Here is a 16,250-nt window from a genome sequence, read left to right as displayed (position 1 = left end):
GATGCAACGCACGATTCACGCACGGCGCACGCGCCTGCTGCCGTTCTTCGCCGCGCTGGCTGCGGCCGGCCTCGTCGCCGGCAGCGCCTACGCGCAGAACACGGGCGGCGCGACCGTCACGCCGGTCGGCAACGGCACGGTCGCGACGACGGCGCTGCCGTCTACGCCGAATGCGAGCGCCGCACCGGGGGCCGCGCCCGGCACGGCGTCGGGCACGGTCGTGCACGGCACGGCCGGCACGATCACGCCGCCGCCGGCGAACGCGACGCCCGGCCAGGTGGTGGCCGGCGGCAAGGTGCCCGACGAGGCGACCAAGGCTGCCGTGCTGCAGAAGCTGCGCGACACGTACGGCGCGGCGAACGTGGTCGACCAGATCGAGGTGGGCGACGTCGCGACGCCGCCGAACTGGAGCGCCAACGTGCAGAAGCTGCTCGGCGCGCAGCTCAAGCAGATCAGCAAGGGCCAGTTGAAGATCAACGGCACGCAGATCGAGGTGAAGGGCGAGGTGCACAACGAAGCGCAGCGCCAGCAGCTCGCGAGCGACATGGCGAATTCGCTGAACCCGACCTACACGATCAAGAACGGGCTGCGCGTGTCGGCGTCCGAACAGGGCGTGCTCGACCAGACGCTCGCGAACCGCACGATCGAGTTCGAGACCGGCAGCGCGACGCTGACGCCGCAAGGCAAGCAGATTCTCGATCAGATGGCGGCGGCGCTGGCGAAGATGCAGAACCGCACGGTCGACATCATCGGGCACACCGACAACTCCGGGAACCGGACCTCGAACATCGCGCTGAGCCAGGCGCGCGCGGATGCGGTGAAGGGCTATCTGATCACGAAGGGCATCCAGCCTCAGCAGATGACGACGACGGGCGTCGGGCCGGATCAGCCGATCGCGCCGAACGATACGGCGGACGGGCGGGCGAGGAATCGGCGGATCGAGTTCCGGGTCGGGCAGTAGACGCGCGGGTGTGGGCATGGCGAGCCGACGGCAGGACGCCGGTGAACGCAGCCCGTGGATCGCGCGGGCGCGATCGATGGGCCGCGTCCTGGCCAATGCGCCGGTCCGCTGGTCGGTCGATCGTTCGATCCGGCCGTTCCCGTGAAAGACGCACTGCGCTGCCTGCGGTCGGCCGTTCTGCTGCTCGTTGGCGCGACGCTCGTGCTGATGGGTGCGGCGGACGCGATCGATTCCGCCATCCTCGTTCGCGCCCGTGCGTGGCCTCGCGTGCCCGCCGTCGTCGAGCGATGCGAGTTGTCGCTCCGGTATGGGAAATCCGCCGTGACCTGGGAGGCGCGCGCCGTGTTCCGGTATGGCGCGGAACATACGCGGCAGTACGACACGACGTGGCGGCCGGCCGGATCGCCGGTGTATTCGCGTTCGGAAGCGTCCAAGCTCAGCCGCGAACAGTTCGGCGCATTCACCCATACATATTGCAGCGCGGCCGCGACCGACGGGCTGCGCGTTTCGCCGATGTTTCCCGGCGTTGCTCGGCGTAACGATGCGGTTGTTGGCGGAGCATGGGTGCGTGAAACCGGATTCGCGCTGTTCGGTCTGGTTGGCGGGTTGATGCTGTGTGCGGTGAGCGTTTCGCTGTTGCCGTGGGGCGAGGATCGCAAAAAGCAGGCGGTGAAACACAAGGCACGGCGAGCGCGGAGTCGCGTCAGCGGTTTATGACGCAACGTGCGAGCTCGCCGATAGCGTATCGGCGAGTACGTAAAACCGCATCGCGCTACTGCGTCGTCTGTACGTGTGGCCGAGGTTTTCAGTGTCTCGAGGAACGCAGGCCACTCCGGCTCGCGTGGATTCGGTTCTGCTCCTGCCAGTACCGCATGTCGCTGCGGAACCTGAGGCTCTCAGGCCAAACGATCATCGCTCACGACTGCTCGTCGGGCCTCACGCCGAGCAGCTCGCGGATATGCGACAGCGATCCGTCGTCCTTCACGACGCTCTCCAGCCACTTGTGCAGCGGCATGTCGGCCCATTCCGCGGCCTTGTCCGCGAGATACGCGACCGGGCTGTGCGGCTCGGTCTGGCGGAAGTAACGCGCGACCGCGCGCAGCTGGTCGACGGCCTGCGCGCGGTTCTGGATGCCGGCGATCATTTGCGCCACCGGCGCACGCGAAGCGGTCTGCGTCTGCACATGGGTCTCCTCGGTGTGGAACGCGTCGCCGAAGCTCGGTTCGACGCGCTCCGGCTGCGCTTGCTGCGCCGACGGCGCGTGCGGTGCGCTGCCCGTATATCCCTGCTCGCGCGCGAAACGCTCGACGAGCCGATACACGGTCTCGAACGCATCGCGCGTCTGCCGAAAGCTCGGCGCCGAATCGCCCGCGCGTTCGACCAGCCGCTCCTCGAACGCGTCGAGCGCGAACTCGAACGCCTTCAGGTTCGCGAGCAGCGCCGTGTAGAACGCGATCGGCGTCACGCGCCGCGATGCATCGATCTGCTCGACCGACGGCTTGCCGCGCGCGATTTCCTCGGCGTGTTCGGGATCGCGCTTCACGGCCTGCGCCACATGCTGCGCGACCTCCCAGTCGAGCGTGGTGAACGCGTTCGACGCGCCGTCGGTCACCGCGACGCCGCGCAGCAGCTCGGCCGTGCGCCCCGACAGCCACGCGACGTTGCCGAGCCGGTATTCGACGTCGTCGCCTTCGGGCAGCGGATGCACGGTGTCCCAGTAGTCGCGGCACAGGCCTTCCAGCAGCGCATAACCTTCGGTGAGGCCGGTGATGCCGTCCTCGAGCGCCAGCGCCTCGGTCAGCCACACGGCGAGCCGCAGGTCCTTGGTGCGCGTGCGCAGCAGCTCGCCGGCATGGTCGACGACGAAGCCCCAGTCGGCCTCCTTGATGTCGGTCACCCATTCGCCCTGGTCGAGCGTCGGATCGTCATGGCGCCGCGCATCCTGGATCGCGTCGAATTCGTTCGAGAACAGCAGGTCGTCGCCGCTGGGCGACGCATCGCTGATCGGCGTCAGCAGCTCGGGGAGATTGATCGGCATGGTGGGTTCAGTTCGTCATTGCAGAGAGCGCGGCCGCGCTCATTCGACGGTGTACGCGAATTCGCCCGAGTCGTCGGCGCGCACGGCGATGCGCGCGATGGCCGCACCGTCGGCGATCCGGCCGAGCACGTGGCCGGCGATCTCGGGCAGCAGCGTGCCGTTCAGGATATGGTCGACGTTGCGGGCGCCCGAATCGACCTCGGTGCAGCGCGCGAGCACCGCATCGACGAGCGATTCGTCCCATTCGAACGCGGCCTTGTGGTTCGCTTCGATGCGGCGGCGAATGCGCTCGAGCTTCAGCTCGATGATCTCGGCCAGCACGTCGTCGGAAATCGGGTAGTACGGCACGACCTTCATCCGGCCGAGGAACGCCGGCTTGAAGGTCTTGTACAGCTGCGGACGCAGCGCCTCGGCGAGCGCGTCCGGGTCGGGCAGCTCGTCGGCCGTCTTGTTCAGGCACGCCTGCATCACCGCGGCCGACCCGACGTTCGACGTCAGGATGATCAGCGTGTTGCGGAAGTCGATCTCGCGCCCTTCGGCGTCGTCCATCGTGCCCTTGTCGAACACCTGGAAGAACATCTCGAGCACGTCCGGGTGCGCCTTCTCGACTTCGTCGAGCAGCACGACGGAGTACGGATTGCGGCGCACGGCCTCGGTCAGCACGCCACCCTCGCCGTAGCCGACGTAGCCCGGCGGCGAGCCCTTCAGGCCCGACACGCTGTGCGCCTCCTGATACTCGCTCATGTTGATCGTGACCATCTTGCGCTCGCCGCCGTACAGGATGTCGGCCAGCGCGAGCGCCGTCTCGGTCTTGCCGACACCCGACGGCCCGACGAACATGAACACGCCGCGCGGCTTGTTCGGATCCTCGAGGTTCGCGCTCGCGGTGCGCACGCGCTGCGCGATCGCGTCGAGCGCGTGATCCTGGCCGATCACGCGCGCGCCGAGCAGCGGCTGCAGGTTCAGCACGGTGTCGATCTCGTCCTTCACCATCCGGCCGAGCGGAATGCCCGTCCATGCGGCGACGATCTCGGCCACGACGTGCCCGTCGACCTGCAGCGGCACCATCGGCTCGCCGCCCTGCAGCGCATGCAGCGCCGCGACGCGCTCGGCGAGCTTCTCGCGCGTGGCCGGCACGTCGACCGGCTCGCCGTCTTCCGATGCGTGGCGCGCGCGGTCGAGCGTCTCGCGCAGCTCGGTGATCTCGGCGACGATCGCGCGCTCCGCTTCATAGCGCGCTTCGTCGTCGCTCAATTGCGCGAGCGCCGTGTCGCGCGCACCGCGCAGCTCGCCGAGCCGCTCGTCGTGCGACGCGCCGCCGGCCGCTTCGCGCTCGAGCGACGCGATCTCCGCGTCGATGCGCTCGATGCGCTTCTTCGTGTCGTCGATCGCCGCCGGCGTCGCGCTGTGCGCGAGCGCGACCTTCGCGCATGCGGTGTCGAGCACGCTGATCGCCTTGTCCGGCAGCTGGCGGCCGCTGATGTAGCGATGCGACAGGCGCACGGCCTCGGTGATCGCATCGTCGAGAATCCGCACGTTGAAGTGCTTCTCCATCAGCCCCGACATCCCGCGCAGCATCGCGGCCGCGAGCGGCTCGCTCGGCTCCTCGACCTTCACGACCTGGAAGCGCCGCGCGAGCGCCGCATCCTTCTCGAAGTACTTCTTGTATTCGCTCCACGTCGTCGCGGCGATCGTGCGCAGCTCGCCGCGTGCGAGCGCCGGCTTCAGCAGGTTGGCCGCATCGTTCTGGCCGGCCTGGCCGCCCGCGCCGATGATCGTGTGCGCCTCGTCGATGAACAGGATGATCGGGTGCGCGCTCTTCTTCACCTCGTCGATCACGCTCTTCAGGCGGTTCTCGAACTCGCCCTTCACGCTCGCGCCGGCCTGCAGCAGCCCCATGTCGAGCACGTGCAGCGCGACGCCGCGCAGCGGCGGCGGCACGTCGTCCGCGGCGATCCGCAGCGCGAGCCCCTCGACGACCGCCGTTTTGCCGACGCCGGCCTCGCCGGTCATGATCGGGTTGTTCTGGCGGCGGCGCATCAGGATGTCGATCGCCTGGCGGATCTCGGCTTCGCGGCCGATCACCGGGTCGATCTTGCCGTCGCGGGCGCGCTGCGTGAGGTTCGTCGTGTACGTGTCGAGCGCGGGCGTCTTCGACGGGCCGGCCGCCGACGCGCCCGGCGCCACGCCGGACACCGCATCGCCGCCGTCGTCGCCATCGGGCTGGCGCGGCTCGGCTTCGCTCGAGCCGGCCATGATCTCGTCGAACTTGTGCTTCAGGTCGGTCACGTTCATTTCCGCGAACCGCGCGGACATCCGCTGCGCGAATTGCGCGAGATCGGGCGCGGTCAGCAGCGCGAGCAGCAGATGGCCCGAGCGGATCCGGCCGAGCTGCGAATCGAGCGACGCGATCAGCCATGCCTGCTCGAACAGCGCGATCAGATGCACGGAGAACACCGGCGTGCGCGTGTTGCCCGTCTTCAGCCGCGTGAGTTCGCGCTCGAGATCGGCACGCAGCGCATGCGGATCGACGCGGCTCGCGCGCAACGCGAGCGGCAGATCGCCCGTCGCCTCGTCGAGCAGCGCGATGAACAGGTGCTCCAGATCGACCTCGTAATGGCCGCGCGCCAGGCACGCGCTCGCCGCGCGTTCGGCCGCGTGCCGGCACAGCGGGTTCAGTTTCGTGATCAGGGTCTTCAGGGGCGTGCTCATGGCGTCGATCTCAGGTTCGATTGCTTGTTTGTTGTCAGTCAGTGAATCACGTGCAGCTCGTAGCGGGCGTCGGAGCGATCCTCGGCCGCGTCGCGCGTGCAGAGGAACGCGTCCCAGCCGAGCCGCGAGCCCGCGCCGAGCACGCTCGCGCCCACTTCCGTGCGCTTGAGCACGAGCTTGACCTCGTATTCGAGCGTGACGCCGGCGAGCAGCGTCAGCATCCGTTCGAGCGCGATCGCGTGCGGGCCGCCCGGCAGGAACGCTTCGTAATCGCGCTTGGACAGCGGGCCGACGACGATCCGCGCGCGCATGTCGCGCTGCCACACCCGTTCGCCGACCAGCGCCGTCGCGCCGAGCACGGCGTTGACTTCGCCGAGCACGCTCAGCTGATCGGGCGGCACGTCGTACCACTTGCCGACGAACTGGTCGATCTTCACCGGCACGCGGAAGTAGTCGGACAGCGTGCGCTGCAGGTACGCGGCCGACATCGGCCGATGCCGCGCGGCCAGCGCGTAGCCGGCGACGGCTTCGTCGAGCACGCCGCCCGCGCCGGCCGCGAGACTGTCGCGCACCTCGTCGCTCGGCACGCCGGCGATCGCGAGCAACAGCGGCAGATAGCGCTCGTCGCGGTCGAGTTCGTAATGGAACGGCAGCCGGTACTTCTTCCACGCGGCGTAGAACAGCGCGGTCGCGCGGTTCGAGAACACGTCGAAGAACGCGCGCGCCGCATGGTCGCGCTTGAGATGCTCGCGCGCGACGATCTGCTCGGTGTAGTGCAGCGGCAGCGCGCCCTGACCGCCGAGCAGCCCGAAGAACGCGGGCGTCAGCTGGACGCGGCCGAGCTCGCCGGCGGCGAGCGCCGCGCCGCGCGCGTCGCCCGAATCGAGCGGCGTGCCGTCGTCGTCGAACGAGCGCGCGCCTTCGATTTCGCTCGGCGGGAAGCCGATCGACAGCGTGTTGCGGAACTCGATGCGCTGCGCGACGACGTCGCCCTGCCGCCACGCGCCCGGCGCATCGGACGCCTGCCGCGCGAACAGCCCCTCGAGCACGCGCACGGCCTGGAAGAACTCGAAGCGGTGCGGCTCGTCGAGCAGCGCGTCGACTACGCCAGGATCGATTCGCCGGTTCGGGGCTTGCATCGGATGATCTCCTCGCCGGTGCGCTTCGACACCACGACTAGTTGAACGAAACTGTTGAGGTGCACGTACAGCCCGAAGAAGCTGTCGAGCACGCGCACGAACGACGCGAGGCTCGCGCCGACGAAATGCTCCTCGTCGATGGTCAGGCGAATCTCGATGCCGCGCACGAAGGTGGCGAACGGCTTGCCGGGCAGCCACTGCACGGCGCCGCGCTGCTCGACGCCGGCGAGGCCGTCGATCTGGCGCATCGACACCGCGGTGCGCCGCAGGTCGTACAAGGTCAGCATTTCCTTGAGCGGCGCGAGCCCGTGCGCGACCAGCGACACGTGGTTCAGCGCGAGATGCGACACGAGCCGCCAGTGCGCGGCGCGGCCGCGCTCGAAGCGCACGCTCTGCGTCGGACGCCGCAGCATCGCGATGCCGCTCGTCTGCGCGCCGCCTTCCTGGAACAGGTCGCCGCCTTCGAGGCCGAACGCGAGCATCGCCGGCAGGTCGCGGTTGGTGCAGGTGAGGTCGAGGCTCAGCGTGTCGGTTTGCGGCGACGTCGGCTCGAAGTCGATGTCGACGATCGAGATCTCCGTTTCGTAGCCGGGGCTCTTTTGCGCGACCCAGTCGTTGCGGCGCGCGAACCAGTAGTGGCCGATCCGCGCCGATTCGCCGTGATGCAGCGAGTAGAACGGCCGGAACTCGATCACCGATTCCTCATGCGCCTGCTGCCTGACGAGCTTCACCGAATCGATCGAGTACACCTCGTACGCGAACGCGCGCCGCGCCTCGGCGATCACCGGATACGACACCGCGCGGTGCGTGATGCGGATCGGCTCGCCGTGCTGGCGGAACAGGTTGACGATCGGCGTGCAGAACAGCCGGAAATGGCTGGCCGTCAGCAGCTCGAGCAGGCGCGCGACATGCGAATCGCTGCGCACGTCCTGCAGCACGAGATGCAGCGTCGCGCGCTGGCAGCGGCCCGCCGCGCGCGCGATCGCCGCGACGTCGAAATCGACGAAGTCGAACTTGTCGGGAAACGCGAAGTATTCGGTCAGCAGCCGATAGGCGGGATGCGACTTCGCCGGGTAATCGATCAGCGCGTCGTCTTCGTCGAAGCCGGCCTGCGCGATCGGCAGGTTGCGCAACGCGGTCCAGCGGCCATTGCGCTCCGGCTCGACGTACGCGGCCAGCACGTTGACGAACAGGCAGTCGGTCAGCGCGGCGACGAACGACTGCTCGCCGTGCAAGTGCGCGCGCAGCGACGGCAGCTTCAGCGCGCCGAGGTCGAGCTGCGCGGCGAGCGATTCGAACGTGATCGAGATCACGCCCGTCGCGTTGGACGGCAGCACCGTCGCGCTCGGCGCGAGCGCGACCGGCGTGAAGCGTGCCTCGGAGATGCGGATCGGCGCGAGCGTCACGTCGTAGGCGGTGCGGAACCGGCATTGCACGCCGCGAATCGGGCGGCTCTTCAGCTCGGTGCCGCGCTGGATCACGACCGGTTCGGTCTGCTGGCCGGGCGAGGCCGGCGTGAACTGCGCGATCGAGCACGACGGGAACGGCCGCAGGTAGTGCGGATACAGCACCTCCAGCAGCGCTTCGGTGAACTCCGGGTAGTCATCGTCGAGCTTCTTGTTGATGCGCGCGCCGAGCAGCGCGAACGACTCGATCATCCGCTCGACGTGGGGATCCTCGCAATGCTCGCCCGACAACGCGAGCCGCGCCGCGATCTTCGGATAGCGTTCCGCGAAATCTTGCGAATAGCGCCGCAAAAACGATAATTCGCGCTCGTAATACGGCAGCAATTCTTCCATCGACGACCCCGAAGCTCAATCTTTCCTGCCGGACCCTGGTCCGCCACCGGGCGGTCCGGCCCGCTCGGCAGCTTGATTTACTGCATTCTGGCCGCGCGTGCGCGCGTGACCGAATACTGCAGCGTCGACGGCTGCAGCATCGCGTCGAAATTCACCGGCTCCTCGGCCGGATGCACGACGAGCAGCGCCTGGATCGCGAAGTACAGCGCGTTGGTCGACTGCTCGTTCAGCTCGAACGTCACCTGCACCTGCTGCAACCGCGGCTCGTGGCGTGCGATGGCCTGCTGGATCGACTTGCAGATGAACGCGCGGTCATAGTGACTCGCGAGGCTCAGGCCCGCGAAGTCGTTCAGCCCGTAGGTAAGCACCGATTTCTGGCATTCCGGCAGCGCCGCCAGCTCGAGTTCGGTGTGCGCGATACGGGTGTTGAGGATCGCCTCGACGTCGCGGGCGACCGTGTTCTTGAGCTCGTCCAGCGACAATTGCCGCATCGCTGCCGAGGCCGGCAGGTGCGGTTCGTCGTCGAACAGCTTGTCGAGAAAACTGGGTTCGAAGCGTTTCATCGGTCGGCGTTCACAGCGAAAACGGCAACGGGACGCCCAGCGCCCCGTTGCCGCAACCGACCTTAGACCGCGTAGGTCTTGTCGTTCTTCGTCAGACTCCAGGCGCCCTGCGTGTTGCCGCCCTGGTTGCCGCCGATCTTCTGCTGGGTTTGCTTCCACTGCACGGCTGCGTACTTGAGCGAGAACGTCTCGATCGGCAGACCTTCTTCACGCACGCTCGGCGCGATGCTCGAGATGATCACGTACTTGAGCTTCACTTCCAGATACTGCACGCGCTTGCCTTCGCCGTCCGCGCGCGAGAAATGGACCGTGACTTCGTCGAACGTGGTGCCGCCCGAAGCGTGCTGATACAGCAGCGGGCTCGACGAATCGATCTCCTTCGTGAAGATCATGTCGCCGTGCTCGCAACGCGTCATCGTGTGACCGCCTGCGGTCGATGCCGTTGCCGAACGCGGCTGAACGATCGAGTGATCCCACGATTTCAGTTCGATCCAGCCCTGATGGTCCTTGTCGGCGGACTCGCCCTTCACCGCCGGACTACCAAACTGCATGTGCATATGTAACATGGCCCTTCGACTCCCCAAAGAGGTGGTTTTAACGTCCTACCCAGGCGGCCCGCCCGGGCGAATTGCTCGCTTATGAATTTGCCGGTTTGGGCAGATCAGCGACAAGTCGCAGAGAAATCGAGAGTTCGTCGAGCTGAAAGTGCGGGCGCAGGAACGCGACCGAACGATACGAGCCCGGCTTGCCCGGAATCTCCGATACTTGTATGGATGCCTCGCGCAGCGGAAATTGCGCTTTCTGCTCCTGCGATGCGTTGTCGTCGAGCAGAACGTATTGCGAAATCCACCGGTTGAGGAAAGTCTCCACGTTCTGCGCCGATGCGAAGCTGCCGATCTTGTCCCGCATCATCGCCTTCAGGTAGTGCGCGACGCGCGATACCGAGAAGATGTACTGAAGCTGGGCAGACAGGACGGCGTTCGCATTCGCGCTGTCGGTGCTGTACTTTTTCGGCTTCTGCACCGATTGCGCGGCGAAGAACGCAGCGTAATCCGAGTTTTTGCAATGCACGAGCGGGATGAAGCCGAGGTCGCTCAGCTCCTTCTCGCGGCGATCGGTGATCGCGATTTCGGTCGGGCACTTCAGCGCGACTTCACCGTCGTCGGTCTTGAACGTGTGGGTCGGCAAGTCCTCGACGAGGCCGCCGCCTTCGACGCCGCGAATCGCCGCGCACCAGCCGAAGTCGTCGAACGCGGCTGTCAGGCGTGCCGCGAAGGCCCACGCCGCGTTGCACCACAGGTATTTGTCGTGCTCGGTGCCGTCGACGTCCTCGACGAAGTTGAAGTTCTCTGCGGTCTGGCCGTCCTTCGGATTGAACGGCAGGCGACCGAGGAAGCGCGGCAGCGTGAGGCCGACGTAGCGCGAATCTTCGGCATCGCGGAACGACTTCCACTTCGCGTATTCGACCGTATCGAACACCTTGCCGAGGTCGCGCGGCTTGCCGAGATCGGCGAACGACTCGAGGCCGAGCAGCTCCGGCGACGCCGATGCGATGAACGGCGCGTGCGCGGCAGCCGCGACGTGCGACATCTGCTCGATGAAGTACATGTCTTCCGGCTGGCGCGAGATCTCGTAATCGCCGATCAGCGCGCCGAACGGCGAGCCGCCGAACGTGCCGAACTCTTCTTCGTAGACCTTCTTGAACAGCGCGCTCTGGTCGAACTCGCTCGCGCCCTTGAAGTCGCGCACGAGGTCGCGCTTCGGCGCGTGCAGCGCCTTGATCTTGATCGTCTGGCCGGTGTTGCTTTCCTTGACCAGATAGTCGAGGCCGCGCCACGTGCTTTCGAGGCGCTGGAACTCCGGCGCATGCATCACCGCGGACAGCTGCGTGGAGATCAGGCGGTCGAGCTCGGCGACCCGCGCGTCGATCGTCGCCGACAGGTTGTCGGACACGATCACCGTGCCGTCGAGCACCTGATGCACGAGTTCGCCGATCAGGTCCTTCGCGCGCGCATGCTCGGAATCGGATTTCGCGACCTTGCTCTTCTCGACGATGTCGTCGAGCAGCGAAGTCCCGGCGGCGTATTCCGCGCCGCTCGCTTGGGCCGCAGCCGTTTGCTGGTTCATCTCAACACTCCGTCGTCATTCGCCGTCTTTGTCGCCGCCGGTGCCCTTCGCGAGCTCCTGCAGCTGCTGTGTGTTCGTCAGCACCTCGGACAGCAGATCCTCGAGCTTGTCGTTGCCGGCAAGCTTGTTGCGCAGATCGGCGAGCTTGGAGCGCGCCTCGAGCAGGCGGCGCAGCGGCTCGACCTGCTCGACGACTTCGTCCGGGCTGAAATCCGACAGCGAGCGGAACTTCAGGTCGACCGCGAACTTGCCGCCGTCCGCGCTCAGGCGGTTCTCCACCTGAAACGCGGCGCGCGGCTCGATCGCCTTCATCACGTCGTCGAAGTTGTCGCGGTCGATGTTGACGAACTTGCGGTCGCGCAGCTTCGGCTGCTCGACTTCCGACTGGCCCGCCAGATCGCCGACGACCCCGACGACGAACGGCAGTTCCTTCACCTCGATCGCGTCGCCCTTCTCGACCTCGTAGGTCAGCTGGACACGCGGCGGCCGTATCTTCTGCAGACTTTTCTGAATGCTCTCTTTCTTGGCCATCTCGACGGCTCCCAGGTTAGTTGTGGTTATCGCGTCAGTTGCGTGCTGTTGCGCTCAGTTGCGCAGCGCGCTGAACGGATCGGCGCCGCCCTTCTGCGCGGCGGCGGCCTGCGGCGGAGCCGACTGCGCCGGCGCTGCAGCCTCGGCGGCCGGCGCCGCGCCGGCCTTCGGACGATGAATGATGCGGCGCGACGTGCGCGGCTTCGCGACGCGTTGCTCCGGCGGGAACAGCGCGGATTCGCCGAGCGTGTCGCGCAGCTGCTTCGCGAGCGCCTGCGCGTCGGACTTCGCGTCGCCCGCGAGCGATGCATCCTGGCGCAGCTCGCCGAGCGACTGCGTCGCGATCCGCAGGCCCGCCACCGCGAGCACGCTCTTCGCCTGACGGTCGGTCGCATCGCGCTGCAATGCTTCCTGCGCGGCGACGATCGCCTGGCCGTAGTGATTCTGCGCGAACTGGATCTGCGCGATGCGCGACCACGGCTCTTCGCGCGTCGGGTCCGACTTCGCCAGTTGCTGGTACAGGCCGAGCGCCTTGTCCTGATCGCCCGACTTCGCGACGGCATCCGCATCGGCCAGCGACTTGTTGAATACCTCGGCGCTCGGCGGTGCGGACGGCTGGGTCGCACAACCGGCGATGACGCCGCAGGCCAGCACTACCCCAGAAAGTTTTGCGAAGAGACGGTCTTTCATCGTTATATCCACCGGCGCGTGAGTATTAAATTCGTTGAGAATCTGGTTCTTTTGCTTTGCAAGAAGCGCGCGGGTATAGTACCGATCAATTTTTCATAATTCAATCGTTGCGTGCAGAGTAATTCCTTTTAAAAGTGTGCGCCCCCCCTCGAAACGCCTTCCGCAATGGGCCGCGGACAGCCTTTCCAGCGAAGGGAATGCGCAACTTTTACTTGCTCCGTGGCGTGGCGCACCGAGGACGGAAAAAATTTCCGAAACACGCTGCGGCGCCCGCATGTTTAATAGTTGAAGGCCGATAAGCCGGGCATGCGCGCGATGCGCAGCAATACCGGCAGTTTTGACAGGGGAGTTAAAGGCGGCACGCCGGAAACACGATGAAATCGACCATGATTCGCTATGCGCTGCCGCTGCTCGCGAGCGCGCTGCTGGCCGGATGTGCGGCCGCCCCGTTGCTCGGCTCGGCCGCGAGCGCCGTGATGCAGGCCGCCGGCATCGGCAAGCCCGAGCTCCCGGATTCGCAGAAGCCGCCGCGCAACATCGGGCTTACGCTCGCGGCGGCGTCGAACCTGAACGCCGCGAACGATCGCAAGCCGCTCGCATTGGTGGTGAGACTCTACTCGCTGAAGGACCCGACTTCGTTCCAGCAGGCGCCGTTCGACGCGTTCACCGATCCGACCAAGGAAAAGGCCGCGCTCGGCGCCGATCTGCTGAACGTGCGCGAGATCACGCTGATTCCGGGCCAGCGCTATACGGCGACCGAAAAGGTGTCGCGCGAAGCGCAGGCATTCGGCATCGTCGCACTGTTCCGCGATCCGGCCATCCAGCGCTGGAAACTGACGTTCGACCCGGCAAAGTCGGAGAAATCCGGCATAATCATCGGCCTGCATAATTGCGCGATGACGGTCACCGATGGCACCGTGATCGCACCGCAACAGGGTGCGCCTTCGCAACCGCTGAATTTGCTTTCGTCGGTCACCTGCGGATAAGCATGACGCACGAATGTCAATTAACAAGAGTTAACAAATTGGCGATTAATTCGGGCACGACCAAATCGATTAGATCGCAACGCTACATTAACCGGATTTGACATGAGTTATTCGGCCAAGGTGCTGTGGGGGGAAGGGCTGTTCCTCCGGCCTCAACACTTTCAACGGCAGGACGCCTATCACGAGGCGCGCCTGTTCGAATCGATCCAGGCGATCCAGCCGTACAACTGGGGCTTGCGCTCGGTGCGCATCGATCGCGATGCGCTCGGCAGCAACGTGCTGCGCGTGGCCGAGCTCGCGCTCGTGTTCCCGGACGGCGCGCTGTATGCCGCGCCGCAGGCCGACGACCTGCCGCCGCCGATCGCGCTCGACACGCTGCCCGACGGCATCAACGAATTCGTGTTCTACCTCGCGCTGCATCCGCTGCGCGAGAACGGCACCAACTACAGCGACGATCCGGCGTCCGGCTTCACGACGCGTTTCGTCAGCGAGCAGACGAGCGTCGCCGACAACTTCACCGACGCGGCCGAAGCCGACATCACGTTCCTGAAGACGCAGGTGAAGCTGATCGCGCACAGCGAGCCGCGCGACCAGTTGCTGTCGGTGCCGCTCGTGCGCGTGCGGCGCACGGCGACGTCCGGCTTCGAGCTCGACGACAGCTTCGTGCCGCCGTGTCTCGCGATCGAAGCGTCGCCGATCCTGCACCAGCGGCTGCGCCAGCTGGTCGACGCGCTGCAGGCGAAGGTCAATGCGCTGTACGGCTTTCACCGCGAGCCGTCGAAGAACATCATCGAGTTCCGCTCGGGCGACATCGCGTCGTTCTGGCTGCTGCACACCGCGAACGCTGCGTTCGCGACGCTCGCGCATCTGCATCAGCATGCGGCACTGCATCCGGAGCGGCTGTTCCAGGAGCTGCTGCGCCTCGCGGGCCAGCTGATGACGTTCTCGAAGGGCTACACGCTCGCCGACCTGCCCGTGTATCGCCACGACGATCCGGGCCCGAGCTTCGCGCGTCTCGACCTGATGCTGCGCGAGCTGCTCGACACCGTGATCTCGACGCGCTACTTCGCGATCACGCTCGACGAAGTGCGTCCGTCGTTCCACCTCGGCCGCCTCGATTCGGGCAAGATCGACGACAAGACCGAGTTCTATCTGGCCGTGTCCGCCGACATGCCGAACGTCGAACTCATCGACGCGGTGCCGGCCCGCTTCAAGGTCGGTGCGCCGGACGACGTCGACAAGCTCGTGCTGTCGGCGATGCCCGGCGTGCGGCTGTCGTACATGCCGCAGGTGCCGCCCGCGATTCCGGTGCGGCCCGGTGCGTGTTACTTCCAGCTCGACTCGCGCGGCGCGCTGTACGAGCGCATGCTGCAGGCCCAGTCGGCGATGATCTATGCGCCGACTGGCATCAATGACCTGAAATTCGAACTGATCGCGGTCACATCATGAGCTACGCGCCTTCCCTGTTCGGCGACAACGCGCCGGCCCCGTTGCATACCCCGGCGTCGACCGACGCCGCGTTCCAGGCCCGCTCGCTGCTCGACCTGCTGTACGACGGGTTCTTCATGCTGTTCCTGCTCAAGAACGGCCGCGCGCCGGACAGCGCGAGCGAGTTCAGCACGAAGATTCAGGAATTCCTGTCGGACTTCGAACGCGGCGCGAAGAAGCTGAATATCGCGGCGGAGGACGTGTATGCGGCGAAGTTCGCGTATTGCGCGGCCGTCGACGAGATGGTGCTGTCGTCGCAGTTCAAGATCCGGGCCGACTGGGAACGCCGGCCGCTGCAGCTGGTGCTGTTCGGCGAGCAGCTCGCGGGCGAGAAGTTCTTCCAGTATCTGGAGGAATGCCGGGCGCAAGGTGCGGCGCGGCTGCAGTCGCTCGAGGTGTTCCACATGTGCCTGCTGCTCGGGTTCCAGGGCAAGTATCTGCTCGAGGGGCCGGAGAAGCTCGCTTATCTCACCGCGCGGCTCGGCGACGAGATCGCGCATATGAAGGGCAAGCGCGCTGCGTTCGCGCCGCATTGGCCACTGCCGGATCAGATTGCGCACCGGCTGAAGCGCGAGGTGCCGGTGTGGGCGATCGGTGCGGTGTTCGCGCTTGTGGCGCTGCTCGGGTATCTCGGGCTCAACACCTATCTGAAGGACAAGACGCTGCAGGCGCTCGCGCCTTATTCGCAGGTGATCAAGGTCGGGCCAGAGTCGGCGAATTTGACGATTTCGTTGCCTTGAGCTTGCGGTGAGCGGACGTTGTCGCGTTGGAGGGAAGGACCGCTTGGCGGTCCTTTTTTGCTGTGGCGTGGGGCGTGGCGTGGCGGGCGCGTTCAGAGAAGAATGAACTCGTCGTTGTCGACGTAGAACACGAACGCGTCGAGCAATTGCGCGATGCTTGGTTCGTCGACCTGATCATGCGCGTTGATGACGATGTCCTCGATCGTCGCGCTGTTCAAGGTCACGCGCCAACCTTCTAGTGGAGCGGTGGCGGGTGGCGTCGCGCCTTCGGCGTGAGCGGTGCCTTCGGCGAACTCGCCCTCCGTATCGAGCGTCCACGGCATCTGCGGCAAGCAGAGCCACCCGTGGAAATCGCCAGGGTGTTCAAGAATGTGCTTCAGCGACACGGTGGTCGCGGTGATCGTTGACATGGATGTTGCGGTGGTGACGGGAGTCGAATCGATGCGTTGGGCGATCGGGAAGGGGCGCGTAGGGGC

Annotated in this window: 15 protein-coding genes; 5 read left to right on the top strand and 10 right to left on the bottom strand. The window is 66.3% G+C overall.

Annotated features, from left to right (window positions below):
* The first annotated feature begins 1 nt into the window (after position 1).
* Entirely contained in the window at positions 2-961 is a 960-nt protein-coding gene (locus tag C3Y15_RS16630) for an OmpA family protein (protein ID WP_069246127.1), read from the top strand.
* A 141-nt stretch (positions 962-1,102) separates the two neighbouring features.
* A complete protein-coding gene (locus tag C3Y15_RS16625; protein WP_045578564.1) occupies positions 1,103-1,678 on the top strand; it encodes a hypothetical protein in 576 nt (191 codons plus the stop codon).
* Between the two features lie 199 nt (positions 1,679-1,877).
* Here the strand turns inward: C3Y15_RS16625 and tssA are convergent, their stop codons facing one another.
* The 9 genes from tssA to C3Y15_RS16575 all read right to left on the bottom strand — a co-directional run bounded on the left by tssA (position 1,878) and on the right by C3Y15_RS16575 (position 12,560).
* Positions 1,878-2,999, bottom strand: a complete 1,122-nt coding sequence (gene tssA, locus C3Y15_RS16615) for a type VI secretion system protein TssA (protein ID WP_011883111.1) — start codon at positions 2,997-2,999, stop codon at positions 1,878-1,880.
* A 39-nt stretch (positions 3,000-3,038) separates the two neighbouring features.
* Complete coding sequence (gene tssH / locus C3Y15_RS16610; RefSeq protein WP_069246126.1) at positions 3,039-5,711, bottom strand: type VI secretion system ATPase TssH; 2,673 nt, start codon at positions 5,709-5,711, stop codon at positions 3,039-3,041.
* 38 nt (positions 5,712-5,749) lie between these two features.
* On the bottom strand, positions 5,750-6,850 hold the full coding sequence (gene tssG, locus C3Y15_RS16605; RefSeq protein WP_011883109.1) for a type VI secretion system baseplate subunit TssG: 1,101 nt from the start codon (positions 6,848-6,850) through the stop codon (positions 5,750-5,752).
* Positions 6,814-8,649, bottom strand: a complete 1,836-nt coding sequence (tssF, locus tag C3Y15_RS16600) for a type VI secretion system baseplate subunit TssF (protein ID WP_059463913.1) — start codon at positions 8,647-8,649, stop codon at positions 6,814-6,816. Before tssF ends, tssG begins: the two co-directional genes overlap by 37 nt.
* A 77-nt stretch (positions 8,650-8,726) precedes the next feature.
* On the bottom strand, positions 8,727-9,212 hold the full coding sequence (gene tssE, locus C3Y15_RS16595) for a type VI secretion system baseplate subunit TssE (protein WP_011883107.1): 486 nt from the start codon (positions 9,210-9,212) through the stop codon (positions 8,727-8,729).
* A gap of 62 nt (positions 9,213-9,274) precedes the next feature.
* Complete coding sequence (locus tag C3Y15_RS16590) at positions 9,275-9,778, bottom strand: type VI secretion system tube protein Hcp (protein ID WP_011883106.1); 504 nt, start codon at positions 9,776-9,778, stop codon at positions 9,275-9,277.
* Positions 9,779-9,848: 70 nt separating this feature from the next.
* Complete coding sequence (gene tssC / locus C3Y15_RS16585; RefSeq protein ID WP_011883105.1) at positions 9,849-11,339, bottom strand: type VI secretion system contractile sheath large subunit; 1,491 nt, start codon at positions 11,337-11,339, stop codon at positions 9,849-9,851.
* 15 nt (positions 11,340-11,354) lie between these two features.
* Positions 11,355-11,870 carry a type VI secretion system contractile sheath small subunit gene (gene tssB / locus C3Y15_RS16580; RefSeq protein WP_011883104.1) on the bottom strand — a complete coding sequence of 172 codons (516 nt, stop codon included), beginning with the start codon at positions 11,868-11,870 and terminating at the stop codon, positions 11,355-11,357.
* A 54-nt stretch (positions 11,871-11,924) separates the two neighbouring features.
* Positions 11,925-12,560 carry a tetratricopeptide repeat protein gene (locus C3Y15_RS16575; RefSeq protein WP_011883103.1) on the bottom strand — a complete coding sequence of 212 codons (636 nt, stop codon included), beginning with the start codon at positions 12,558-12,560 and terminating at the stop codon, positions 11,925-11,927.
* Positions 12,561-12,946: 386 nt separating this feature from the next.
* Here C3Y15_RS16575 and tssJ point away from each other — a divergent pair, with 386 nt between their 5' ends.
* From tssJ to icmH, 3 genes are all read left to right on the top strand, one after another.
* Positions 12,947-13,546, top strand: coding sequence for a type VI secretion system lipoprotein TssJ (tssJ, locus tag C3Y15_RS16570; RefSeq protein WP_172820452.1), 600 nt, complete (start codon positions 12,947-12,949; stop codon positions 13,544-13,546).
* 102 nt (positions 13,547-13,648) lie between these two features.
* Positions 13,649-14,995 carry a type VI secretion system baseplate subunit TssK gene (tssK, locus tag C3Y15_RS16565; protein WP_011883101.1) on the top strand — a complete coding sequence of 449 codons (1,347 nt, stop codon included), beginning with the start codon at positions 13,649-13,651 and terminating at the stop codon, positions 14,993-14,995.
* Complete coding sequence (gene icmH, locus C3Y15_RS16560; RefSeq protein ID WP_011883100.1) at positions 14,992-15,774, top strand: type IVB secretion system protein IcmH/DotU; 783 nt, start codon at positions 14,992-14,994, stop codon at positions 15,772-15,774. The genes tssK and icmH overlap by 4 nt, the downstream gene beginning before the upstream one ends.
* A gap of 92 nt (positions 15,775-15,866) precedes the next feature.
* Here icmH and C3Y15_RS16555 read toward each other — a convergent pair whose 3' ends face one another.
* Complete coding sequence (locus C3Y15_RS16555) at positions 15,867-16,184, bottom strand: hypothetical protein (protein ID WP_014722338.1); 318 nt, start codon at positions 16,182-16,184, stop codon at positions 15,867-15,869.
* Between the last annotated feature and the right edge of the window lie 66 nt (positions 16,185-16,250).

Source organism: Burkholderia sp. B10, from assembly GCF_004368385.1.
In the GTDB taxonomy this organism is placed as follows: Bacteria; Pseudomonadota; Gammaproteobacteria; order Burkholderiales; family Burkholderiaceae; genus Burkholderia; species Burkholderia vietnamiensis.
This window is presented reverse-complemented; position numbering and strand designations above follow the sequence as displayed.

Coding starts and splice junctions, on each gene's coding strand:
- tssB (WP_011883104.1), bottom strand. CDS start 11,870: ATGGCCAAGAAAGAGAGCATTCAGAAAAGTCTGCAGAAGATACGGCCG.
- tssC (WP_011883105.1), bottom strand. CDS start 11,339: ATGAACCAGCAAACGGCTGCGGCCCAAGCGAGCGGCGCGGAATACGCC.
- C3Y15_RS16590 (WP_011883106.1), bottom strand. CDS start 9,778: ATGTTACATATGCACATGCAGTTTGGTAGTCCGGCGGTGAAGGGCGAG.
- tssH (WP_069246126.1), bottom strand. CDS start 5,711: ATGAGCACGCCCCTGAAGACCCTGATCACGAAACTGAACCCGCTGTGC.
- icmH (WP_011883100.1), top strand. CDS start 14,992: ATGAGCTACGCGCCTTCCCTGTTCGGCGACAACGCGCCGGCCCCGTTG.
- tssG (WP_011883109.1), bottom strand. CDS start 6,850: ATGCAAGCCCCGAACCGGCGAATCGATCCTGGCGTAGTCGACGCGCTG.
- C3Y15_RS16575 (WP_011883103.1), bottom strand. CDS start 12,560: ATGAAAGACCGTCTCTTCGCAAAACTTTCTGGGGTAGTGCTGGCCTGC.
- tssJ (WP_172820452.1), top strand. CDS start 12,947: ATGATTCGCTATGCGCTGCCGCTGCTCGCGAGCGCGCTGCTGGCCGGA.
- tssA (WP_011883111.1), bottom strand. CDS start 2,999: ATGCCGATCAATCTCCCCGAGCTGCTGACGCCGATCAGCGATGCGTCG.
- tssE (WP_011883107.1), bottom strand. CDS start 9,212: ATGAAACGCTTCGAACCCAGTTTTCTCGACAAGCTGTTCGACGACGAA.
- C3Y15_RS16630 (WP_069246127.1), top strand. CDS start 2: ATGCAACGCACGATTCACGCACGGCGCACGCGCCTGCTGCCGTTCTTC.
- C3Y15_RS16555 (WP_014722338.1), bottom strand. CDS start 16,184: ATGTCAACGATCACCGCGACCACCGTGTCGCTGAAGCACATTCTTGAA.
- tssK (WP_011883101.1), top strand. CDS start 13,649: ATGAGTTATTCGGCCAAGGTGCTGTGGGGGGAAGGGCTGTTCCTCCGG.
- tssF (WP_059463913.1), bottom strand. CDS start 8,649: ATGGAAGAATTGCTGCCGTATTACGAGCGCGAATTATCGTTTTTGCGG.